The 22,088-nt window shown below is 69.2% G+C and carries 25 protein-coding genes; 15 read left to right on the forward strand and 10 right to left on the reverse strand.

The genetic code is table 11. The features are described from left to right. Positions 1–53 precede the first annotated feature (53 nt). From metK to EV667_RS00635, 5 genes are all read left to right on the forward strand, one after another. Positions 54–1,247: a methionine adenosyltransferase gene (metK, locus tag EV667_RS00615; RefSeq protein ID WP_131833413.1), complete on the forward strand. Its 1,194-nt coding sequence runs from the start codon at positions 54–56 to the stop codon at positions 1,245–1,247. A gap of 96 nt (positions 1,248–1,343) precedes the next feature. Then, positions 1,344–2,090, forward strand: coding sequence for a tRNA (guanosine(46)-N7)-methyltransferase TrmB (trmB, locus tag EV667_RS00620; RefSeq protein ID WP_131833414.1), 747 nt, complete (start codon positions 1,344–1,346; stop codon positions 2,088–2,090). A gap of 83 nt (positions 2,091–2,173) precedes the next feature. Continuing rightward, positions 2,174–2,521 carry a hypothetical protein gene (locus EV667_RS00625; protein ID WP_131833415.1) on the forward strand — a complete coding sequence of 116 codons (348 nt, stop codon included), beginning with the start codon at positions 2,174–2,176 and terminating at the stop codon, positions 2,519–2,521. After that, positions 2,521–2,955, forward strand: a complete 435-nt coding sequence (locus EV667_RS00630) for a phage holin family protein (RefSeq protein ID WP_131833416.1) — start codon at positions 2,521–2,523, stop codon at positions 2,953–2,955. Before EV667_RS00625 ends, EV667_RS00630 begins: the two co-directional genes overlap by 1 nt. Before the next feature lie 207 nt (positions 2,956–3,162). Then, positions 3,163–4,920, forward strand: a complete 1,758-nt coding sequence (locus EV667_RS00635) for a tetratricopeptide repeat protein (RefSeq protein WP_131834948.1) — start codon at positions 3,163–3,165, stop codon at positions 4,918–4,920. A gap of 82 nt (positions 4,921–5,002) precedes the next feature. Here EV667_RS00635 and EV667_RS00640 read toward each other — a convergent pair whose 3' ends face one another. The 3 genes from EV667_RS00640 to EV667_RS00650 form a co-directional block, all read right to left on the reverse strand. Then, entirely contained in the window at positions 5,003–5,425 is a 423-nt protein-coding gene (locus tag EV667_RS00640; protein WP_131833417.1) for a DoxX family protein, read from the reverse strand. A gap of 253 nt (positions 5,426–5,678) precedes the next feature. After that, a complete protein-coding gene (locus tag EV667_RS00645; protein WP_245515920.1) occupies positions 5,679–6,185 on the reverse strand; it encodes a hypothetical protein in 507 nt (168 codons plus the stop codon). A 190-nt stretch (positions 6,186–6,375) separates the two neighbouring features. Then, complete coding sequence (locus EV667_RS00650) at positions 6,376–7,614, reverse strand: MFS transporter (RefSeq protein ID WP_131833418.1); 1,239 nt, start codon at positions 7,612–7,614, stop codon at positions 6,376–6,378. A gap of 311 nt (positions 7,615–7,925) precedes the next feature. Between EV667_RS00650 and EV667_RS00655 the strand changes: the two genes are divergently transcribed. Next, positions 7,926–8,603, forward strand: coding sequence for a L,D-transpeptidase (locus tag EV667_RS00655; RefSeq protein WP_131833419.1), 678 nt, complete (start codon positions 7,926–7,928; stop codon positions 8,601–8,603). Between the two features lie 72 nt (positions 8,604–8,675). Here EV667_RS00655 and EV667_RS00660 read toward each other — a convergent pair whose 3' ends face one another. Genes EV667_RS00660 through ygfZ form a run of 4 tightly spaced genes read right to left on the reverse strand, consistent with a single transcriptional unit; the run spans position 8,676 to position 11,321 of the window. Further along, positions 8,676–9,182: a tyrosine phosphatase family protein gene (locus tag EV667_RS00660; protein WP_131833420.1), complete on the reverse strand. Its 507-nt coding sequence runs from the start codon at positions 9,180–9,182 to the stop codon at positions 8,676–8,678. Then, the gene (locus EV667_RS00665; protein ID WP_131833421.1) at positions 9,179–9,850 is read right to left on the reverse strand and encodes a YfbR-like 5'-deoxynucleotidase; all 672 of its coding nucleotides are present in this window, start codon (positions 9,848–9,850) and stop codon (positions 9,179–9,181) included. The genes EV667_RS00660 and EV667_RS00665 overlap by 4 nt, the downstream gene beginning before the upstream one ends. Positions 9,851–9,859: 9 nt before the next feature. Beyond that, positions 9,860–10,459: a DNA-3-methyladenine glycosylase I gene (locus EV667_RS00670; protein ID WP_131833422.1), complete on the reverse strand. Its 600-nt coding sequence runs from the start codon at positions 10,457–10,459 to the stop codon at positions 9,860–9,862. Between the two features lie 13 nt (positions 10,460–10,472). Beyond that, the gene (ygfZ, locus tag EV667_RS00675; RefSeq protein WP_131833423.1) at positions 10,473–11,321 is read right to left on the reverse strand and encodes a CAF17-like 4Fe-4S cluster assembly/insertion protein YgfZ; all 849 of its coding nucleotides are present in this window, start codon (positions 11,319–11,321) and stop codon (positions 10,473–10,475) included. Between the two features lie 244 nt (positions 11,322–11,565). Between ygfZ and EV667_RS00680 the strand changes: the two genes are divergently transcribed. Beyond that, positions 11,566–11,982: an Ohr family peroxiredoxin gene (locus tag EV667_RS00680; RefSeq protein WP_091439817.1), complete on the forward strand. Its 417-nt coding sequence runs from the start codon at positions 11,566–11,568 to the stop codon at positions 11,980–11,982. Positions 11,983–12,153: 171 nt separating this feature from the next. On the opposite strand, the gene EV667_RS00685 is transcribed toward EV667_RS00680, so the two are convergent. The 3 genes from EV667_RS00685 to EV667_RS00695 all read right to left on the reverse strand — a co-directional run bounded on the left by EV667_RS00685 (position 12,154) and on the right by EV667_RS00695 (position 14,884). Continuing rightward, complete coding sequence (locus EV667_RS00685; RefSeq protein WP_131833424.1) at positions 12,154–12,738, reverse strand: GNAT family N-acetyltransferase; 585 nt, start codon at positions 12,736–12,738, stop codon at positions 12,154–12,156. Between the two features lie 128 nt (positions 12,739–12,866). Then, positions 12,867–13,997, reverse strand: a complete 1,131-nt coding sequence (locus EV667_RS00690) for a type III PLP-dependent enzyme (RefSeq protein WP_131833425.1) — start codon at positions 13,995–13,997, stop codon at positions 12,867–12,869. Between the two features lie 647 nt (positions 13,998–14,644). Then, positions 14,645–14,884: a hypothetical protein gene (locus tag EV667_RS00695; protein ID WP_131833426.1), complete on the reverse strand. Its 240-nt coding sequence runs from the start codon at positions 14,882–14,884 to the stop codon at positions 14,645–14,647. A gap of 98 nt (positions 14,885–14,982) precedes the next feature. Between EV667_RS00695 and EV667_RS00700 the strand changes: the two genes are divergently transcribed. The 8 genes from EV667_RS00700 to lhpI all read left to right on the forward strand — a co-directional run bounded on the left by EV667_RS00700 (position 14,983) and on the right by lhpI (position 22,063). Next, positions 14,983–16,584: a gamma-glutamyltransferase family protein gene (locus EV667_RS00700; protein ID WP_131833427.1), complete on the forward strand. Its 1,602-nt coding sequence runs from the start codon at positions 14,983–14,985 to the stop codon at positions 16,582–16,584. A gap of 88 nt (positions 16,585–16,672) precedes the next feature. Continuing rightward, positions 16,673–17,812 (forward strand): alpha-D-ribose 1-methylphosphonate 5-triphosphate diphosphatase, encoded by a 1,140-nt coding sequence (locus tag EV667_RS00705; protein ID WP_131833428.1) that lies wholly within the window; start codon positions 16,673–16,675, stop codon positions 17,810–17,812. A gap of 12 nt (positions 17,813–17,824) precedes the next feature. Continuing rightward, positions 17,825–18,571, forward strand: coding sequence for a DUF1045 domain-containing protein (locus EV667_RS00710; protein WP_131833429.1), 747 nt, complete (start codon positions 17,825–17,827; stop codon positions 18,569–18,571). Positions 18,572–18,586: 15 nt separating this feature from the next. Beyond that, on the forward strand, positions 18,587–19,204 hold the full coding sequence (locus tag EV667_RS00715) for a DapH/DapD/GlmU-related protein (protein ID WP_131833430.1): 618 nt from the start codon (positions 18,587–18,589) through the stop codon (positions 19,202–19,204). A gap of 172 nt (positions 19,205–19,376) precedes the next feature. Further along, positions 19,377–20,357 carry a signal peptide peptidase SppA gene (sppA, locus tag EV667_RS00720; RefSeq protein WP_131833431.1) on the forward strand — a complete coding sequence of 327 codons (981 nt, stop codon included), beginning with the start codon at positions 19,377–19,379 and terminating at the stop codon, positions 20,355–20,357. A 75-nt stretch (positions 20,358–20,432) separates the two neighbouring features. Further along, a complete protein-coding gene (gene ihfB / locus EV667_RS00725; RefSeq protein WP_131833432.1) occupies positions 20,433–20,726 on the forward strand; it encodes an integration host factor subunit beta in 294 nt (97 codons plus the stop codon). An 18-nt stretch (positions 20,727–20,744) separates the two neighbouring features. Further along, positions 20,745–21,092 carry a LapA family protein gene (locus EV667_RS00730; RefSeq protein ID WP_131833433.1) on the forward strand — a complete coding sequence of 116 codons (348 nt, stop codon included), beginning with the start codon at positions 20,745–20,747 and terminating at the stop codon, positions 21,090–21,092. Positions 21,093–21,103: 11 nt separating this feature from the next. Then, positions 21,104–22,063: a bifunctional Delta(1)-pyrroline-2-carboxylate/Delta(1)-piperideine-2-carboxylate reductase gene (gene lhpI, locus EV667_RS00735; protein WP_131833434.1), complete on the forward strand. Its 960-nt coding sequence runs from the start codon at positions 21,104–21,106 to the stop codon at positions 22,061–22,063. Positions 22,064–22,088 lie beyond the last annotated feature (25 nt).

The raw sequence follows: 22,088 nt of genomic DNA on the forward strand, positions 1-22,088 counted from the left end.
ATGCGCGGTCGGGCGCGGGCATATGCGCCGGCCGAGAATCGAGGAGCCGACGCGTGTCCCGCCAAGCCTATCTGTTCACCAGCGAATCCGTTTCCGAAGGCCACCCGGACAAGGTGTGCGACCGAATCTCCGACGAGATCGTCGACGCCTTCTTCAAGCATGGCCCGGAATTCGGCTGGGACCCGAGCCATCTGCGCGTGGCCGCCGAGACGCTGGCCACCACGAACCGGGTGGTGATTGCGGGCGAGACGCGCGGCCCGGCACAGTTGACCAAGGATTTCCTGAGCCATATCGCCCGGCTGGCGATCAAGGATATCGGCTACGAGCAGGACGGCTTCCACTGGGAGAAGGCGGCGATCGACGTGCATCTGCACGCGCAGTCCGTCGACATCGCCCAGGGCGTCGATTCCGCCGGCAACAAGGATGAGGGTGCCGGCGACCAGGGCATCATGTTCGGCTATGCCTGCCGCGAGACGCCCGAACTGATGCCGGCGCCGATCTATTACGCCCACAAGATCCTCAAGCTGCTCGCCGATGCCCGCCATTCCGGCGAGAGCACCGTGCTGGGCCCCGACGCCAAGAGCCAGGTGACGGTGCGCTATGAGGGCGGCAAGCCGGTCGAGGTGACGCAGATCGTGCTCTCGACCCAGCACCTCGACGCCGACCTCTCCTCGCATGACGTGCGGAGCATCGTGGAGCCCTATATCCGGCAGGCGTTGCCGGAGGGCTGGATCACGCCGGCCACCGTCTGGCACGTCAACCCGACCGGCAAGTTCGTCATTGGCGGGCCGGATGGCGATTGCGGGCTCACCGGCCGCAAGATCATCGTCGACACCTATGGCGGTGCGGCCCCGCATGGCGGCGGCGCCTTCTCCGGCAAGGACCCGACCAAGGTCGACCGCTCGGCGGCCTATGCGGCGCGCTACCTCGCCAAGAACGTGGTCGCCGCCGAACTCGCGGACCGCTGCACCATCCAGCTCGCCTACGCCATCGGCGTGTCCGATCCGCTGGCGGTTTATGTCGATCTCTACGGCACCGGCAAGGTTGAGGAAGCCAAGCTTGAGAGCGCGCTGCGCGAGGTGATGAACCTGCGCCCGCGCGGCATTCGCGAGCATCTCGGCCTCAACAAGCCGATCTATGCGCGCACCTCCGCCTATGGCCATTTCGGCCGCGCGCCGGAAGCCGATGGCGGCTTCTCCTGGGAGCGGACGGATCTCGTCGCGGCGCTGAAGTCGGCCGTCGGCTGACATCGGCTTCGCCCGCGCCCGATTGCGCGCGAAAAACACTGTGATTATGCGGGGCGGACAATCAATGTCCGCCCCGCCTTCATTTCGAGTGTCCGCATGACAGCCGACGACCCCAACAATGACGAGACGGCCGCCGGCCGCATCGGTGCCCCCCGCGACGCCGCCTTTTATGGCCGACGCAAGGGAAAGAAGCTGCGCACCGCACAGGCCGCCCACCTGGCGCAGGACCTGCCGCGCCTTTCCATCGCGCTGGACGACATCGGCACGGCGCCGCATGACGCGAACGCACTTGCCGCGCTTTTCCCCCACCCCGTGCGCGAGGTGCGGCTGGAAATCGGCTTTGGCGGCGGCGAGCATCTGGTGGCCGAGGCCGAGCGCCACCCCGATATCGGCTATATCGGCGCCGAGGCGTTTCTCAACGGCATCGCCAAGGCGACGACGCGCGTCAGCGAAAAGGGTCTGGCCAATGTCCGGCTCTATGGCGACGACGTGATTCCGCTGCTCGACCGCCTCCCCGCTGCCAGCCTCGCGCGCATCGACCTGCTGTACCCCGACCCGTGGCCGAAGCGCCGGCACTGGAAGCGGCGCTTCGTGCAGGCCGACAACATCGACCGCATCGCCCGCCTGCTGGTGCCCGGCGGGCATTTCCGCTTCGCCACCGATATCGAGCACTACGCGGCGTGGACGCTGCGCCAGCTTCTCGCGGATCCGCGCTTCGACTGGACGGCGGAACGTGCCGATGACTGGCGCCTCGCCTGGGCCGGCTGGCCAGGCACGCGCTACGAGGCGAAAGCGCTGCGGGAAGGCCGCCGGCCGGGATACTACGAGTTCCAGCGCCATTGAATACCGCCTAGAGTGGGAACCATGGCAGGCGCGCCCGCGTTGTCAGGCTGTCCGATTTCAATGTCCCACCTCCGGAGAGACCCATGGCCCAACCCAATGCGCAGGACGATTTCGCCAAGCTGTCCGCCGATCTGTCCACGCTGCGGAGCGATGTCGCGAAGCTGACCGAGACGCTCGCCGCCATCGCCAAGTCCGAGGGCGGGGCTGCGGCCGATGCCATCACCGGCCGGCTCCGCTACGGCGCCGCACGCGCCGAGGCGGCCGCCTCGGGCCTCGCCGAAGAGGGCTACGCTGCGCTGCAGGACGCCAAGGCGCGGGCGCAGGCTCTGGGCGGCGACCTCGGCGCGACCATTGAACGCAACCCCTATGGCTCGGTGCTCGCGGCGCTGGGTGTGGGCTTCTTGTTCGGCCTGCTGTCGCGGGGGCGGTGATGCTCCGCCTGCTGCTGTCCATCTTCGGTTCGGAAATCCGGCTGACGGCGCGCAGGGCCGGCATCACGGCGCTGCTCTTCGCCATTGGCGGCCTGCTGATCGGGCTGGCGGCGCTGTTCTCCATGGTGGCGAGCTTCATCGTGCTTGCCCATCGTTATGATGCGCTCACCGCGTCGCTGGTGCTGGCCGGCTTTACGCTGGTGGTCGGGCTGATTTTCCTGATCGCGGCGCTGCTGCGTACCCGCAGACGGCGGCGGCCGGCGTTTTATGGCGGGTATGGGGCCTATGGTGTCCCGCCCGTGGCGCCGGGCCTTGTGCCTGGCGCGGTGGCGGGTGCCGCCTCCGGCGCGCTGATGCCGGGCGGCGTCAAGACGGTGTTGGCCATTGCGGCCGGTGCGGCGGTGGTCGGCCTTATTCTTGGCCGACGCGTCTGAAAATGTGATGCCGGGCCCTCACGGGCCCGGTCCGCATTAGCCTCCCGTTATTGCAGGGGCCGCTAAAAAGGACCAATCTGCCACAAAGGCCGGAGCCCGGTGTCACCTTGCGTGGCGCGGGGCGCTTCGTTTGCCGCAGGAGGTTCCAACTTGACGTTTCGACGTTCGCTGCGGCCGGGAGCGGCCATTCTCGCCACGCTCACAGCGTTGGGCGTCGCCCTTCCCGCGCGTGCCGACGCCCCTCCTGCAGACTTCATCGCCCGCTCTTCGCCGGCCGGCAATTATCTCGCCGCGCGCCTCGCCATCACCGAACGCGACACGGCGGCGGCTGCCGCCTATTACCGCGAACTGGCCCGGCTGTTCCCCCGCCAGCGCGAATTACTGGAGCGCGCCTTCCTTACTCTTCTGGCGGAAGGCTCTATCGAGGAGGCGGTCGGGCTGGCCCAGCGGCTGGTGCGGATCGATCCCGAGCACACGCTGGCACGGCTGGTTCTCGGCGTGCGGGCGATCAAGGCCAAGCAGTTTGTCACCGCCCGCAGCAATCTGCGCCGCTCCGGCCAGGGTGCCATCGCCGAGCTGAACGCCACCCTGCTCAGCGCCTGGAGCCAGTTCGGCTCGGGCGATGCGCGCGCCGGCGTCAAGGCCATCGACGCGCTGCAGGGGCCGGAATGGTATGCCGGCTTCAAGGACTTCCACTCCGGGCTGCTGCTCGATGCGGCCGGCGTGAAGAAAGAGGCCGGCCAGCGGCTGGAGGCGGCGCTGAAGCTCGATCCGCGCACGCTGCGCGTGGTCGATGCCTATGCGCGCTGGGCCTCGCGCAATGCCGGCAAGGACGAGGCGATCACCACCTATGAGGCGTTCGACAAGCTGGTGCCCGGCGACCCGCTGGTGGCCCGCTCGCTCGAACAGCTGAACGCCGGCAAGACCCTTCCGCCGCTGGTGACGACGCCGACCGCCGGCGCGGCGGAGGTGCTGTACGGCCTTGGCGCGGCGCTCGGCCGGCAGGGCGGCGAGGACCTCGCCCTCGTCTATCTCCAGCTCGGCCGCTGGCTCGATCCCTCGCAGCCGCTGATGGCGATCACCCTTGCCGACCTGTTCGAGACCATGAAGCGGCACGAGGACGCCATCGCCCTCTACGCCGCCGTGCCCGACAGCTCGCCGTTCAAGATGAATGCCGAGGTGCAGCGCGCCCTCAACCTCGACGCCATTGACAAGCATGACGAGGCGCTGGCCGCGCTCAAGCAGGTGGTTGGCGCGAATGTGAAGGACCAGCGCTCGATCATGGCGCTGGGCGACGTGCTGCGCTCCAACGAAAAATTCGCGGAGGCGGCGGAGGTCTACACCAGCGCCATCGACCAGCTCGGCACGCCGCAGGCCAAGGACTGGGTGCTCTATTATTTCCGGGGCACCTGCTTCGAGCGCACCCAGCAGTGGGAAAAGTCCGAAGCCGACCTGAAGAAGGCGCTGGAGCTGAGCCCCAACCAGCCGCATGTGCTGAACTATCTCGGCTATAGCTGGATCGACCAGGGGGTGAACCTGGAGGCCGGCACCGAGATGATCCGCAAGGCGGTGGCGCTGCGTCCCGATGACGGCTTCTTCATCGACAGCCTCGGCTGGGCCTATTACCGCACCGGCCATTATGACGAGGCGGTGCGCGAGCTTGAGCGGGCCGTGGAGCTCAAGCCCAACGAGGCGGTGATCAACGACCATCTCGGCGATGCCTACTGGAAGGTCGATCGCAAGCTGGAAGCCCGCTTCAAGTGGAACCATGCCCGCGACCTGAAGCCCGAGCCGGACGAACTGGCGGATATCGAGCGCAAGATCGCGGTGGGCCTCGACGAGGCCGAGCGCATCAAGGCCGGCACGGCGACGATCCAGAAGACCGAGGCGGCGCCCTCCCCCGCCCCGCAGAAGGCGGCGGCGGACAAGACGCAGGAAGGCGCCAAGCCGGGCAATGGCGGCTGAGGCCGGCCTCGTTGGGTTCTACGGACGCAAAAAAGGGCGGGTCTCGCGGGACCCGCCCTTTTTCGTTGATCGGACGTCGCAATCAGCGGGCCGCGGCACCAAGGAAGAGCAGCGGGCGCGAGCGCAGGGCGAGGGCGCCGTCGCCGATCAGCCAGAGCGCGAAGGACGCGACGATGAGGAAGCCGGGATACTCCCAGCCGCCACCGGCGGCGGAGAACAGCCAGCCATTGGGAATGTGCACGCTCATCGCGCCGGCCATGACCGGGATCAGCAGCAGCGCGACATGGCGGGCATAGACGCCGGCAATGATCAGCAGGCCGCCGATCAGCTCGGCCAGGAACACCGGCCAGGCCAGAGCCTCCGGCAGGCCGAGGCTGCCGAGAAAGCCGGCAAAGCCCGGAATGGTGAAGACCGCGTATTTCAACAGGGCGTGGGTCACCCACATGAGGCCGAGGGCGACGCGAAGGAGAAGGGCGCCATAGGGCGCGGAGCGGGAATCGATCATGGCGGGTCTCACGGGAGCGTTGGAGGAGCGGGGCAGGCGGCGCCTGTCGTCGCTCGGAGGTAATCCAACGCCCGGCGCAACGCGATAGCCGCGTTTACCCGAGCATTCTTGCATTTCCGCAATATTGTAACGATTGACAGCCGCGTGCCGAAAAACACGTCGCCCCCGGCCACAGAAGGCGGCGCGTGGAACATCGCCCCGGGGGCCGTCGCATACCCGGCATGCGGGCGCGCCCGCCGAACACGCGGCGACGTTACTTCTCGGAGACGATCTCGGCGGTCATCTGCGCGGCCGCCGCTTCGGCGCGGGCTGCTGCCGTCTTGGACGACACGGCGCGCTCGGCCAGCCGGGTGCGGCCGCTGCCGCCGCGCTTGAACTCGCACCACAGCCGGTCCGCCCCGGCGAGGTTGCCGCGGAAGCTCACCTTGTCGGTCTTCTCCAGCTCGAAGCAGGGCTGGAACGCCATGCCCTTGAGCTTGGCGCACACCGACTCGCCGCGCACCATAATGGTGCCGGCCGGCAGGGTGACATGGCGCGCATTGCCCTTGCCGCGCATCTGGATGGTGCCGGCGACCGAGCCGTCGGGCATGATGCGGCCGGAACCGACCGTGCCCTCATAGCAGGTGTAGGAGAACGTCTGCCCGATGACGAAGCGCTGGGCAGCCTGCGCCGTCAGCGTTTCGGCCGAAGCCGAAGCCATCGGCACCACGGCGGTGGCGGCGAGAAGGGCGGCGGCCGGCAGGGCAGAACACAGGCGCATGAGGGTTTCCATCGCTTGGGAGTTTTTACGATGCGCTGCGAAGGACCTGCCTTGTCAAGGCCGCGCGGCGAATCAGCCCCTCCTGCAGGGGCATGCGACGCGCCTTGTGTGGCCCCGCCGCAACGCCATCGGTACCACGGTCCCTATGGTGAAGGATGAGGGTTAACACCCGGCAAACGCGCGTCGTTCTTCAGCCTGCCGCCGGCACCGGCGCCCGCACCACCGGCTTTTCGACGATTGGCAGGTTGATGATGGCGGAGGCGAAGCTGAGCGCTACCGACAGCCACCAGACGAAATCATAGGAGCCGAGGCTCTCATAAAGCAGCCCGCCGAGCCACACGCCGAGGAAGCCGCCCACCTGGTGGCTGAAGAAGGCGAAGCCGTAGAGCATGGCGAGATAGCGGGTGCCGAACATCAGCATCACCAGCCCCGAGGTCGGCGGCACGGTGGAGAGCCACAGCAGGCCGAGCACGATGCCGAAGCCGATCGCCGTCACCGGGCTCGCCGGCAGCAGCAGGAAGGCGATGATGGCGAGGCCCCGGGCGAAATAGATCCCCGCCAGCAAATAGCGGCGCGGCATGCGGCTCGACAGCCAGCCCGAGCCGAGCGAGCCGACGATGTTGGCCAGCCCGATCACCGCCAGCGTCCAGCCGCCCACCGTGATGGAGAGGCCCCGATCCATCAGATAGGCCGGCAGATGGGTGGTCACAAAAGCGAGCTGGAAGCCGCAGGTGAAGAAGCCGAGCACCAGCAGCACATAGCTGGGATGGCGGAAGGCCTCGCCCAGCGCGGCGCCGATCGACTGCTGGCGCTCGCCTGCCTTGCTGGCGGGAGGCGCGCCCGACAGCGCCATTGCCAGCGGCATGATGAGAAGCATGGCGAGGCCGAAGACGAGCAGCGTCTGGTGCCAGCCAATGGTGGTGTTGAGCCCCGCCGCCAGAGGCGGAAACAGGAACTGGCCGAAAGAGCCGGCCGCCGTGCCGGCGCCGAAGGAGAGCGGGCGCCATTTTTCCGGCAGCATCTTGCCGAAGGCGGCGAGCACGATGTTGAACGAACAGCCCGACAGCCCGAAGCCGACCAGCACGCCGGCGGACAGATGCAGCAGGCCCGGCGTCGCCGAATAGGCCATCAGCGCCAGGCCGGCGGCATAGAGCGCCGCCCCGATCCACAGCACCCGCGTCACCCCGAAGCGATCGGCGACGGCACCGGCAAAGGGCGTGCCGACGCCCCACAGCAGGTTCTGGATGGCGATGGCAAGGCCGAACGTGTCGCGGCCCCAGCCATATTCCCCGGTCATGGGCAGCATGAACAGGCCCGAGGAGGCGCGCGGGCCGAAGCTGAGCATGGCGATGAGGCAGCCGCACAGCACGATGAGCAGGGGCGCGCGGGTGGCGAGGCTGGGCCGGGGGGCGTCGACGGCGGCGGACATCGGGGGCCTCGAATCGGCGCGGCGCGGCGGACCGCCCAGGGGAACGCCAAGCTAGCGCCGGGCCCCCTCGCGTGGAAAACGAATAATTTTCAGGATGATCATCAGCAAAACTGATGGAAGTGCGCAATGGCTTGCGGGCCGAGGTGTCGCGTTACAGTTCAAGTGAGGCATCAGCGCAACACCCCCGCGCAATAGCGGCCAGTGACACGCCCGTGATCGGCCGTTTCACGAACTTTGCCATGCTTGGCCTGTAGGTGAGACTCATTGCTCTATTTCACCGTCCCCCGTCTCAATTCCCGCGTGCGCCCCCCATGCTCCTCGACCGCCGTCTGTTCCTGATCGCCTCGCCTTTCGCCCTCGCCGGCTGCGCCACCACGCGCGAGCCGCTGACGAGCCGCGTCCTGCCGCCGACGATGGACCCGCATTATCTGCGTATGTATGCGGCGATCACCGACGAGCCCCACCCGGTGCCGGCGGTTGACCTCAGCCAGATCGACCCGCGCTTCCTGCGCCAGGAAGTGGCCTATCCGACGCGCTACCAGCCGGGCACCATCGTGGTCGACCCCAATGAGCGCTTCGCCTATCTCGTCATGGCCAATGGCCGGGCGCTGCGCTACGGCGTCGGTGTCGGCCGCGAGGAAGGATTCAATTTCAGGGGCGAGGGCGTCGTCGCCCGCAAGGCGGCATGGCCGGGCTGGACGCCCACCCCGGCCATGATCGCCCGCGAGCCCGAGCGCTACGGCCCCTATGCCGGCGGCCTGCCCGGCGGGCCGACCAACCCGCTGGGGCCGCGCGCGCTCTATCTCTACAAGAACGGGCGCGACACCTATTACCGGCTGCACGGCACCACCGAGCCGTGGACCATCGGCACGCAGGTGTCGTCGGGCTGCGTGCGCTTCATCAACCAGGACATCATCGACCTGTACCGCCGCGCGCCCACCGGCACCCGCGTCGTCGTGCTGCCTGCCACCGGCGTGCCGGTGGGCTGAGCGGGCGTCCTCGCCTGCCAGACGCCACAAGGCACGTCATGCCCGGGCCAAGCCTTGGGGATGACGGCGGCCTTACCCCAGCCTGATCTCGAACGGTTCGTTCTCCATCGCCTCGCGGCCACGGCCAATGGCGGCGATGGCGGCGCTCATGCGGCCCTGCCGGCCGAGCGCGGCATCGGCGAGCCCCACCAGCATGGCGTTCGGCGTGGCGATGGGGGAGGCCGCGCGCAGCGCCTGCGCGATCTCGGCTTCGTCGCGTTCCGGCGCCAGCGCGCAGGCGGCGATATAGGCCGAGGCGGTGGAGCGGCTGACGCCGAGATAGCAGTGCACCACCAGCGGTGCCCGGCGCGGCCAGCGCCTGACGAAGCCGATAATCGCATCGACATGCTCGGCGGAGGGATGCACCAGCCCTTCCTGGGGGCTGAGAATATCGTTGAAGCCGACAAAGAGGTGGTTTTCGCGCAGCACCGTGGGCGGCAGCGTGACCGGCGTTGCGATGTTGATCACGCTCAACACATGCTCGGCGCCGGTGCGGGTGACGGTCTCCTCCAGACGGGAGAGCGGGCAGACGTGGATCATGGGGTCTCCGCGACCAGTTCCTGAAAACGGGCGAGGAAGCGCGCCTTGGCTTCGTCCGCGCTCCAGGGGCAGAGGTAGTCGCGCTCGTCCGCGCTGTCGAGCGGGCAGGGCGCGCCGAACAGGCGGCGGGCCTCAGCGATCTCGAAGCCGGCGAGCCGGGTCGCCTCCAGGAAGGCGCTGGCGCGGTCGGCGGCCTTGACCCGCGCCACGAGCGCGGCCGGCCAGTGCGGCGGCAGGCCGAAGCGCAGGCTAACCGCCGCGAGCAGCCGCGCTTCCACCGCCTTGTAGTCGCCGCCGATCACCGCCTTGAACGGGCTGATCATGTCGCCGACCACATATTCCGGCGCGTCGTGCAGCAGCATGGCGAGGCGCCAGCGCCGGTCGATGGCGGCCCCGCGCAGGGCGGCCTGCCGGCGGGCGATCAGCTCCACCAGCACGGAATGCTGGGCGACGGAGAAGATGTGCTCGCCGCGGGTCTGGCCGTTCCAGCGAGCGACGCGGGCGAGGCCATGGGCGATGTCCTCGATCTCGATGTCGAGCGGCGAGGGGTTGATCAAATCGAGCCGCCGCCCCGACAGCATGCGCTGCCAGGCGCGCGCCGGCTTGGCCGCAGCTGCGGGCTTTGCGGGCGTCGGCTCTGTTGGGGCAGCCTCGTGGACGTTGCTCATCGTCCCGCCCTAGGCCCGCGCGCCAAAATCCGCCACACCATGGCGGTGGCAGGTGACGGCGTGGTCGTTCACCATGCCGACCGCCTGCATGAAGGCGTAGACGATGGTCGGGCCGACGAAGTTGAAGCCGCGCTTCTTCAAATCCTTCGACATCGTGACCGCCACCGGCGAGGTGACGAGCGGCGGGTCGCCCGGTTCGCGGCGATTGTCCAGCACCGGGCCGTTCATGTCCCACAGCAGCTGCGAGAAGCCCGGCCCGCGCTCCTGTATGTCGAGCCAGACCTGCGCCGAGCGCACGGTCGATTCGATCTTGGAGCGGTTGCGCACGATGCCGGCGTCCTGCATCAGCGCCTCCACCTTGTCCGGCGTGTAGCGGGCGATGATCTCGGGCTGGAATCCGTCGAACGCCGCGCGAAAACCGTCGCGCTTGCGCAGAATGGTGATCCAGGCGAGGCCGGCCTGGAAGCCGTCGAGGATCAGCTTCTCGAACAGAGCGCGATCGTCATACTCCGGCACGCCCCATTCGGTGTCGTGATAGGTGACATAGAGCGGATCGGTGCCGCACCAGGCGCAGCGGGTGACGCCATCCTCATGGGTATGGACCTTCACGGCCGATTCTCCCTCATGATGCGTTCTCGGTGCCCGGAACGGCAAAGCGCGCCCAGCCGGGGCGCTCGGGCACCAGCGCCGCGCCCTCCGCCTCGACGAGGTGGCCGGCGGCGCGCGCCTCCTCCAGCCGGTCGAGCCGGATGAGCGCCAGCGCCCGCCCGTTCACGCCCGAGCCGATGCGGCCGATGCTCTTGCCGCCGGCGGTGATCGGCGTGCCCTCGGCGGGCGGCGGCCCGCACAAAGCGAGCGGGATGATGCGGGTGCGCGCCGTGCCGCGATGCTGCATGCGGCTGACGATTTCCTGGCCGACATAGCAGCCCTTGTCGAAGTCGATGCCGCCGAGCTGGTCCATGTCCGCCTCGTGCGGGAAGGCGTCGCCATAGAGGAAATCCTGCCCGCCTTCGGGAACGCCGAAGCCGATGCGGTGGGCGTGCCACTCGGCCTCCGGCACCATCGCGATCTGCGACGCCTCGGCCGCGGGCAGCAGGAAACGCCGGCCGAGCGCGGGCAGGCGCGGGTCGTCATAGGCAAGCGTGTCCACCAGAGGGCTCGCCCCGCCCCAGGCCACCGCAACGGCGAGGTCATCGAGCAGGCCGATCTCGACCTTCGCGCGCAGCCGGTAGAGCTGCAGCCGCTTGAGCAGATCGGCGGCGACCGAGCGGGGAATGTCGAGGCGGAAGCCGCCTTCGGTTCCCAGGACCATCATGTCGGCGACGATCTTGCCCTGCGGGGCGAGCAGCGCGGCATAACGCGCGGCGCCGGGAGCGGGGGTGCGGGCGGTGAGCAGATTGTCGAGGAAGTGGGTGGCGTCAGCCCCGGCGATGCGGGCGACGGCACGTTCCTTCAGGATCGCGATCGGCATGGAGGCGCGCTCCGGATTTGGGGGGCCCGGCGGTGCGGGCGGGTTGCCCGAGAGGTACGACGCGCCGGGCAACGGGGCAAGCGCAAAGAAACGAAACGGGAACAGGTCTCGTGGACGTGCGCGCTTTTAGCCGTGCATGTTCGAAAGGCGATTTCGCTGGTGCGGTTGCCCGGTGCGCAAGCCGCCCCATCTTAGGAAGGGGCGGCTCCGTTCCGACCGTCCATCATGTTCCAGGGAGATTTTCATGTCCGGCACCGTTCTCTTCACCGGCACCGCCACCGCCATTGGCGGCCGGGGCGGCCATTCCCAGACCAGCGACGGCTCGGTCTCGGTCGATCTCGGCATGCCCAAGAACGGCGTGCTCGATTCCGGCAAGACGACGCCCGAGCACCTGTTCGCCACCGGCTATGCTGCCTGTTTCGGCTCCGCCGTCGAGGCGGTCGGCCACCAGAAGAAGCTGGACGTGACCGGCGCCGCCGTCACCGTTGCGGTGTCGCTGGTGAAGGGCGATGACGGCTTCAGCCTCGCCGCGAAGCTCTCGCTGAAGGCGCCGGCACTGACCCCCGAGCAGACGGAGGAAGTGCTGGAGGCCGCGCACCAGATGTGCCCCTATTCCAAGGCGACGCGCGGCAACATCCCGGTCGAGCTCAGCGTCGGCTGAGGCCGGCCTCGCACGACGTCGCCACCGCGCTAGGTCATCCCCCGCGTAACGTCATCCCGGACGGCCAATGGCCGCTCCGGGATCGCTTTTTACGTGGAAACCGATCCCGGCTCTGCGGCTGCGCCTCGGCAGGGATGACGGCGCTTTGGCGACGCCAAGGCAGCCCCCGCCTCACGCCGAGCGGCGAAGCTCGCCGGTTCCGCCCTGCGCCACCAGATCGCCGAGGCTCGGCAGTTCCACCGGCGTGCCGGTCGGGCTGACCATGCCGCGCGCGCCCTTGAGCGCGCCGGCGGTCAGTTCCAGACCGAGGAAACGGCTGCGGTCGAAAGCGCCGGGCAGCCACAGGCCCTCCGTCAGCCCGACATCGAAGCCGAAGCGGGCGTAATAGGGCGCATCCCCCACCAGCAGGATGGCGCCATGGCCAAGACGCGTCGCCTCGCAGATGGCGGTATTCATCAGCGCGGCGCCCAGGCCCCGGTCGCGGAACCACGGATGCACCGCCAGCGGGCCGAGCAGCAGCGCCGGGCGGCCGGGACCGGCACTCACATGCCACAGGCGCAACGTCGCCGCCACGCGCCCGTCCGGGCCATGCGAGGCGAAGGCGAGGCCTTGCGCCGGCGTGCGGCCTTCGCGCAGGCGCTCGCTGGTCTTGGCGAGACGCGCGGCGCGGCCGAAGGCGAGATCGAGCAGCGCTTCGCGCTGGGCGATATCGGCGGGGGTCTCGAGCGAGATGGCGGGAGCGGAAGTGAGGGACATGATGGCCTCCAACACCCGGGATCGCCGGGCAAAGAGGGACAGGGAATTGTGAATTGGCCGTCGGTCCGGCGATCCCGGACTATCGCCTTGCGGCGTCCGGGAGGGCCGGGGGAGCGGGCGCCGCCCGCTCAGATCACATAGGATCGCAGCGGGTCGAAGCCGTTGAACGCCACCGCCGAATAGGTGGTTGTGTAGGCGCCGGTTGCCTCGATGAGCACCTTGTCGCCGATCGCCAGAGACACTGGCAGCATGACCGGGGTCTTCTCATAGAGCACGTCGGCGGAATCGCAGGTCGGGCCGGCGAGCACGCAGGGCTCCACCGCATCGCCGTCGCGTGCGGTGACGATCGGGTAGCGGATCGCCTCTTCCATCGTCTCGGCGAGACCGCCGAACTTGCCGATGTCGAGATAGACCCAGCGCACCGAATCGGTGGTCGACTTCTTCGAGATCAGCACCACTTCGGCCTCGATCAGGCCGGCGGCGCCGACCATGCCGCGACCCGGCTCGATGATGGTCTGCGGAATGGCGTTGCCGAAATGCCGGGACAAGGCGCGGAAGATCGCCTCGCCATAGGCTTCCGCCGCCGGCACGTCCTGCAGGTACTTAGCCGGGAAACCACCGCCGAGATTGACCAGCGAGAGCGAGATGCCGCGCTCGGCGCAGGCGCGGAAGATGGCGGACGCGGAGGCCAAAGCCGAATCCCACGCCTCGACATTCTTCTGCTGCGAGCCGACATGGAAGGAGACGCCATGCGCCTCCAGCCCGAGCCGGTGGGCGTGCTCCAGAACGTCGACGGCCATGTCGGGCTCGCAGCCGAACTTGCGCGAGAGCGGCCATTCGGCGCCGGCGCCGTCGCACAGGATGCGGCAGAACACCTTGGAGCCGGCGGCGACGCGGGCGATCTTTTCGACTTCCTCGACGCAGTCGACCGCGAACAGGCGCACACCGAGCTGATGGGCGCGCGAGATATCGCGCTCCTTCTTGATGGTGTTGCCGAAGGAGATGCGGTCGGCGGTGGCGCCGGTGGCGAGAACCATCTGGATCTCGGCCACGGAGGCGCAGTCGAAGCAGGAGCCCATCTGGGCTAGCGCGGAAAGCACCGCCGCGTCCGGGTTTGCCTTCACCGCATAGAAGACGCGGGTGTCCGGCAGCGCCCGGGCAAAGGCGGCATAATTGGTGCGGACGACGTCGAGATCGACAACGACGCAGGGACCGTCTTCACGGCGGGTGCGCAGAAATTCACGGATACGGTCAGTCATGGCAGATCCCCACAGACCCGAAGCTTCGAACCAGATGAAGCGAACATCTGGATGCGAACACCCGCCCGCGGCGCCAATGGGCCGCGTTGATGGCGAGAATGCGCATCCGTTCGCCAGCCGCACGGCTTTTGCCGATTGGCCGTATGGAATGGAGCCGTGGCACGAAACCGTCCGCCAGCGCGTGTGGAGAGCGCAGCGTCCGTTCGATGCCTTCGCTTGGTACGGGAGACCCGACCGCACGCCCGGCAAGATGTAGTGCCTCTTCAGTTTCCCGACCTTTGGAGGGCCGACAGAGACTAAAAAAGCCCGCTACGTCGTTGCTTCAAGTCACGTTCCCCGCTGAGAGCGAGGTGCGCCGGTTTCGCCTCCGGCTACCGATCTGACTGGCGACTTTCCGGCCTCTTGTCCGGACTTCCGCCGATCGGCACGCGACCACAGGCACGTGCGAATGTTGGGCAAGGGCGATGTATGGATTCGCACCGTCATATGCAAGCGGGTTGTGCGGGTTTTTTGTCGTTCACGGCCGATTCAGGCAGCGTGGTACCCGTGCGGGGGGCTTTAAAACGAAGAAAGCCGGCAAAGCTTGGCTCTGCCGGCGTTTTGATGGGGGCGCGCGATGCGTCTTTCGGCCGGTGGCGGCGAAGGGATCAGCCCTCGACGAAGGGCTCGATCGACTTCGCCTTCATCACGAAGCGATAAATGCCGTAAATGGCGAGCAGGCCGAAGATGCCCTCAAAGATCAGCTCCCACACCAGCCCGGCCTCGAACAGGGCGGCAAGCGCCCAGCCGGCGGCAAGGCCCGCGCCGATGAGTTCGGCGCCCAGCAGGATGGCGGCGCTGCCTACCGTGCTGACATTGTCCCAGCGAATGCGTCGGCCCGTGCTCATCTCGTCCCAATCCGTCTACTTCGGCGGGGCGCAAACTGCTATGCCCGGCCGCGCGGGTCAAGCTGCCGGTCGCCGGAGCCACCGCTGGAGAGTGCGAAATGGCTCACGATCTGGTTTTTGAGAGCGCGCGCTCCGGCGCCGGCATGGTCGCCACTCCCCATTTGCAGGCGACGGAAGCCGGCCGTGCCGTGCTGGAAGAAGGTGGCAATGCGGTGGAGGCGGCGCTGGCTGCCGCCGCCGCCCTGGCCGTGGTTTGCCCGCACACCAGCCAGCTCGGCGGGGACGGGGTCTGGCTGATCCGCGATCCGGCCGGGCGCGTCACCACGATTGATGCCGCCGGCCCGGCCGGCGAGGGGGCGAGCGCCCTTTTCTTCCGCGAGCGCGGCCATGACGAGATCCCGGCGTACGGCTCGCTCGCCGTGCTCACCGTGCCCGGGCAGGTGGGCGGCTGGCTTCTGGCGCAGGAAGCGGCCAGCGCCTATGGCGGCCGGATGCCGATGCGGCGGCTGCTGGAATCGGCGATCGAGCAGGCCCGCGCCGGCGTCACCGTTTCGCCCTCGCAGCACCGGGCGAGTGTGAACGCGCAGGTCGAGCGCGACGCGGTGCCCGGTTTCCGCGCCGCCTTCCTGGAGCCCGATGGCAAGGTGCCGGCGGTCGGCACGGTGCTGCCCTGCGAGCGGCTGGCCGACACGCTGGCGCAGCTGGCCCGGGCCGGGCTCGACGACTTCTACCGGGGCGAGGTCGCGCGCGAGATCGCCGCCGATCTGAAGCGGGCCGGCAGTCCTCTGACGCGCGCGGACTTGCGCACCTATCGCGCCCTCACCCGCCCGCCGCTCAAGCTGAAACTGCCGGACATGGCGCTGTGGGCCGCGCCCCCGCCCTCGCAAGGGTTGACGACGCTGCTGACCCTCGCCCTCTTCGGCCGGCTCGGCGTTACACGAATGGAGAGCGTCGCCCATCTTCACGGGCTGGTGGAGGCCGGCAAGCGCGCCGTGCGGATGGGCGAGGCGGCGATCACCCACCCAACCCTTCTGAGCCCCGACCCCGCCGACCTCCTCACCCCGGAGGCTCTGGCGCGCGAGGCGGCGGCCATCGACCCGAAGCGCGCTCTGCCCTGGCCACACCGGGACGGGATCGGCGCGGCGGCGGGCGGCGCAGCGTGGATCGGCGCGGCGGACAAGAACGGCGTCATGGTCTCCTATCTCCAGTCGCTGCATTCGTCCTTCGGTGCCGGCCTCGTGCTGCCCTCCACCGGCGTGCTGATGCACAACCGCGGCGCGGCTTTCTCGCTCGACCCGCGCGCCCTCAACCCGCTGCAGCCCGGACGCCGCCCGCCTGTGACGCTCAGTCCGGGCCTCGCCGCGCTGCCGGACGGGCGCGTTATCGCCTTCGGCGCCAGCGGCGGCGAAGGCTCGCCGCAGACCGAGGCGGCGGTGCTCACCCGCTATGCGTTCGGCATGCCGCTCGGCAGGGCGATCGCGGCGCCGCGCTGGCGGCTGGAGGGCGGGCTACGGCTGGAAGAGGGAATCGACGAAGCCCTCGCCGAGCAGCTCGCCTCCGTGGGTCACGATGTCGAGATCGATACCGCGCCGCGCCGCGACCTGATGGGCCATGCGGGGGCGGTGGTCCTGCATCCCGGCAAGGTCGGGCTGGAAGGCGCGCATGATCCGCGCGGCGACGGCGGGGCAGGCGGCATATGAGCGGGAGCATGAGTGGGGGTATCAACGGACCCCTCCGTCTTTCCGCCACTTCATCGAACGGTCACAACAACATGCGAGACGCGCCGCCATGGACGTGATTCTCACCAATGCCCGCCTTGTTCTCGAAGACCGCGTCGTCGACGGCACGCTGGTCCATTCGGACGGGCGCATCCGCGCGATCGACGAAGGCCGCTCGTATCTTCCCGCCGCCGTCGATTGCGAGGGCGCCTATCTCGCGCCAGGCCTGATCGACCTGCACACCGATGCGCTGGAAGGCCACTTTGTGCCGCGCCCACGGGTGATCTGGCCCGATGCCCGCGCCGCCGCGCTGGCGCATGACGCGCAAATGGCCGCCTCGGGCGTCACCACCGTCTATGACGCGATCTGCGCCGGCGGCTTCGATCAGGCCAAGGCCGACCGGCGCGCGCTCTATGAGGTGATGCTCGACGCGGTCGATTCGGGTGTCGAGCGCGGCCTGTTCCGCGTCGACCACCGCATCCATCTGCGCTGCGAATTGACCGACCGCACCCTGCCCGACCTCGTGGACGCGGCGCTGGGCCGCCCGACTCTGGCTTTGGCCTCGCTGATGGACCACACGCCTGGCACCCGCCAGTGGCGCAATGTCGAGCATCTGAAGGTCTATCTCACCGGCATCGGCAAGAGCGGCGGCGATATCGACGCCGAGGTCGCCGACCGGATCGAGCGCGCGCGCGGCGCCGTCGCCGACAATTACAGCCGGATGGTGGCGCTGTTCGCCTCCTCCGGCCTCGTGCTGTCGAGCCATGACGACACCACGCCCGCCCATGTCGACGAGGCGGTGGCGGCGGGGTGCACGATTTCCGAGTTCCCGACCACGATGGAGGCCGCCCGCGCCGCCCGCGACTGCGGCCTCGCCACCATTGGCGGCGCGCCGAACGTGGTGCGCGGCGGCTCGCATGCCGGCGGCGTGTCGATGCGCGACCTTGCGAGCGAGGGGCTGCTCGACGCCCTCGCCTCCGACTACGTGCCGGCGAGCCTGCTGCAGGCCGCGCTGGCGCTGACCCGCACCGCCGGGCTCACCCTCCCCGTCGCGCTGGCCCTCGTCACCGCCGCGCCCGCCCGGCTCGCCCGGCTGGAGGATCGCGGCCGGCTGGAGCCGGGCCTGCGGGCCGACCTGGTGCGCTTCCGCCTCGCCGACGACACGCCACGGATCGACGAGGTCTTTGTCGCCGGCCGGCGCGTCTTCTGAAGGGGCACGCCCATGTCTGCCTTGCCGAACGCTACCGCGCTCCCCGCCGAGGCCGCCGCCACCCGGCCGGCGACGCCGCGCTATGCGCTCTATTTCGCCCCGCCGGCGCAAAGCCCGCTCTGGCGCTTCGGGTCTGCCGCGCTCGGCTATGACGCGGAGGCCGGCACGGAGGCGGCGTCGCTGCCGCTGCGCCGTTTCGATGCCGCGCGCTGGCGCGAGATCACCGCCGAGCCCCGCCGCTACGGCTTCCACGGCACGCTGAAAGCGCCGTTCCGGTTGGCTCCGGGCCGCAGCGAGGCGGAGCTGCGTGCCGCCTGCGCCCGCTTCGCCCAGAACCGCGCCGGCTTCGCTTCCCCCGGGGTGAAGCTGGCGAGCATCGGCCGCTTCCTCGCCCTGCGCCTCGCCGCGCCGAGCGCCGCGCTGGACCGGCTCGCCGCCGGCACGGTGGCCGCGCTTGACGATTTCCGTGCCCCGATGAGCGAAGCCGAACGCGAGAAGCGCCTGCGCGCGCCGCTCACCGCGCGCCAGCAGGAATATCTCGCGCGCTGGGGCTATCCCTATGTGCTGGACGATTTCCGCTTCCACATGACGCTGACCGGCTCGCTGGACGAGGAGGAGCGGGCACTGGCCGAGGCGGAGCTTTCCGAGCATTTCGCCGCAAGCGGCGCCGACGGGCCGCTCATCGTGCGCGAAATCGCGCTCTATCGGCAGGAGGCCGGCCCCTTCCGGCTGGTTGCCCGCTTTCCCTTCGGCAGCTAAGGCGGAGGCGGGGCCATGGCTCTCAAGCTCGGCCCGGCGCCGACAATCGACCCTACCGCCGAGGTCACGCGCTCGACACTGGGGCGCTACACCGAAATCGGCCCGCGCACCCAGCTGCTCGAAGTGGAGCTGGGCGACTATTCTTACGTGGTCAACGATTCCGACATCGCCTATGCGCGCATCGGCAGGTTTACCTCCATCGCCGCCATGACCCGGATCAACCCGGGCAATCACCCGATGCAGCGGGCGAGCCAGTCGCATTTCACCTACCGCGCCTCCGCCTATTTCGACGATGCGCAGGACGAGCCGGAGTTCTTCGCCTGGCGGCGGGCGCAGGGCGTGACCATCGGCCATGATGTGTGGATCGGCCATGGCGCCATCGTGCTGCCGGGCCGCCGCATCGGCGACGGCGCCGTCATCGCGGCCGGCGCGGTGGTGACGAAGGACGTCGCCCCCTACACCATCGTCGCCGGCGTGCCGGCCAGGCCCGTGCGCGAGCGCTTCCCCGCCGCCATCGCCGCCCGCCTGCAGGCGCTGGCCTGGTGGGACTGGGAGCATTCCCGCCTGCGCGCCGCGCTGGAGGATTTCCGTGCGCTGCCGGTCGAGGCGTTTCTCGAAACGCATGGCGGGTAGCGGGCGCGCAACGTCGCGCGCCTCGTCCTGCCCGGGCTTGACCGCATCGGCCCCATCCCGGTGATCGGTCGTCCGGGATGACGCGGCTGCGACGCACCGTCCGCGCGCGCCGCCCGCCCTTGCGTCGCTCCCGCTCGCCCGCTACGCCTTTGCCTAGGAGTGGGAGGACGCGATGGCCGCAAGCGCACTGGACGTCGACGAGGTGCTCGCCCGCCGCCGGCTGCGGCGCAAGCTCGCCTTCTGGCGGGTACTTGCGCTGCTGGTGGTGCTGCTCGGCGGGCTCGGCGCCTTTGCCTGGTGGAGCGATGGCGCGATGCTGCCGCGTGCCTCGGCCCATGTGGCCCGCGTCACCATTGGCGGCATCATCCGCAATGAACGCGAGCGGATCGAGATGCTGGACGCCATCGGCAAATCCGGTGCGACGGCGGTGATTCTTTCGATCGACAGCCCTGGCGGCACGGTGGTCGGCTCGGCTGCGCTCTACGACGCGCTGCGCCGGCTGGCGGAGAAGAAGCCGATTGTCGCGGTGGTCAACGGCATCGCGGCATCGGGCGCCTATATCGCCGCCATGGGGGCCGACCATATCGTCGCGCCGCGCAACGCGCTGGTCGGCTCAATCGGCGTGCTGTTCCAGTTTCCGAACTTCGCCGAGCTGATGAAGACGGTCGGCATCTCCTATGAGGAGATCAAGTCGAGCCCGCTCAAGGCGGCGCCCAACATGTTCGATCCGCCCACCGAGGATGCCCGCGCGGCGGTGCGCTCGCTGGTCGAGGACAGCTATGACTGGTTCAAGGGTCTGGTGGCCGAACGCCGGCTACTGGACGGCGAGAAGCTGGCGCTCGCGGCCGATGGGCGAGTGTTCACCGGCCATCAGGCCCTGCCGCTGCGCCTGATCGACGAGATCGGCGACGAACGCACCGGTCGCGACTGGCTGGAGCGCGAGCGGGGGGTGGATAAGGATCTTCCCGTACGTGACTGGCACACGCGCCGTGCCGGCGATGAATTTGGCTGGTTGCACGGTATTTCCATAAGGCTGATGTCGTTGATCGGGCTTGAAGATCTCGCCCGGATCGTGGCAGATGCGGCCGGTGGGGCCGCAGCGCAGGCCCGCCTTGACGGTCTTCTGGCCCTCTGGCACCCTCGGGGAGGCTAGACGGGGCCAAGAGCTTCCAAAATATAAATTTTTTGGAGTACCGACGAGCCGAACAAAAAAGGGGCCGGGGCGTCGATGATCAAGTCCGAACTGGTGCAGCGGATCGCTGAGGCAAATCCGCATCTCTATCAACGCGATGTCGAAAACATCGTGAATGCGATTCTCGACGAGGTCGTGGCGGCGCTCGCGCGCGGCGACCGGGTCGAGCTGCGCGGCTTCGGCGCCTTCTCCGTGAAGGCGCGTCCCGCGCGTACCGGCCGCAACCCGCGCACCGGCGCGCATGTGGATGTCGACGGCAAGGCCGTGCCCTATTTCAAGACGGGCAAGGAAATGCGCGAGCGCCTGAATGATGGCGTCGATCTGGAATAAGCCGCCGAAGGAGAATTCGTGCTGCGTCGTCTTCTGCTGATCCTCATCGTCCTGCCGGTCTCGGTGGGGCTTGTCATGCTCGCCGTGGCCAACCGCCATCCGGTATCGCTGGTGGTCGACCCGCTGACGGGGGCCGGCGGCTGGTCGATCGAGGCACCGCTGTTCGTCATCGTCTTCGCGGCGATGATCCTCGGCGTCGTGCTGGGCGGGGTCGCGGCGTGGCTGAGCCAGGGCCGCCACCGCCGGGCCGCCCGCACGGCAGCGCGCGAGGCGCGTTCCGCCCATGCCGAGGTGGAGGCCCTGCGCACCGCCAGCCGTGAACCGGCGGCACGCCCGGTGCTCACCCATCGCCGCGACGCGGCCTGACGAGACCTTCCATGAGTGATCTTCGTTTCGTCTCGTCCGGCGAGATCGCCGGGCTGTTGTCCTTTCCCGCGCTGATCGACGCCATCGAGGCGGCCTTTCGCCGCTCCATCACCGTGCCGGTGCGCCATCACCACACCATGGCGCGCCCCGATGGCGACGCGACGGCGCTGCTGATGCCGGCCTGGACCAGCGGCGGCGGCGAGGACGACATGCTCGGCACCAAGCTGGTGACGGTGTTTCCCGGCAATGCCGCCCGCGGCATCGAGAGCATCACCGGGCTCTACATCCTCAATTCCGGCGCCACCGGCCAGCCGCTGGCGGTGATGGACGCCCGCGCCCTCACCGTGTGGCGCACGGCCGCCGCTTCCGCGCTCGCCGCCCGCTATCTCGCCCGCGAGGATGCGAGCACGCTCGCGGTGATCGGCGCCGGGGCGCTGGCGCCCTATCTCGCCCGCGCCCATGCCAGCGTGCGCCCGATCCGTACCATTGCGGTGTGGAACCGCACCCCCGCCAAGGCCGAGGCGCTGGCGGAAAGCCTGCGCGGCGAGGGCTTCGACGCCCGCGCCGAGGCCGACCGGGGTGTCGCCATTGCCGGCGCGGACATCGTCACCTCCGCCACGCTCTCGCCGCAGCCCCTTGTCGAGGGGCGCTACCTCCAGCTGGGGCAGCATGTGGATCTGGTGGGCGGCTTCACCCCGACCATGCGCGAGGCCGATGACGAGGCGATCCGCCGGTCGCGGGTCTACGTCGACACCCGCGCCGGTGCCGGCAAGGAAGCGGGCGACATCGTCATCCCGCTCGCCAGCGGCGTCCTGGCGGCGGACGCCATCCAGGGCGACCTGTTCGAGCTGACCGCCGGCACATCAAAAGGGCGCGGCAGCGCGGATGAGATCACCCTGTTCAAGTCGGTCGGCACCGCGATCGAGGACCTCGCCGCCGCCGAACTGGTGTGGAAGGCGCTGAAGGGCTGACGGCCAAGGATCGGCATGAGCCGCA

This window comes from Ancylobacter aquaticus (assembly GCF_004339465.1).
Taxonomy (GTDB): domain Bacteria; phylum Pseudomonadota; class Alphaproteobacteria; order Rhizobiales; family Xanthobacteraceae; genus Ancylobacter; species Ancylobacter aquaticus.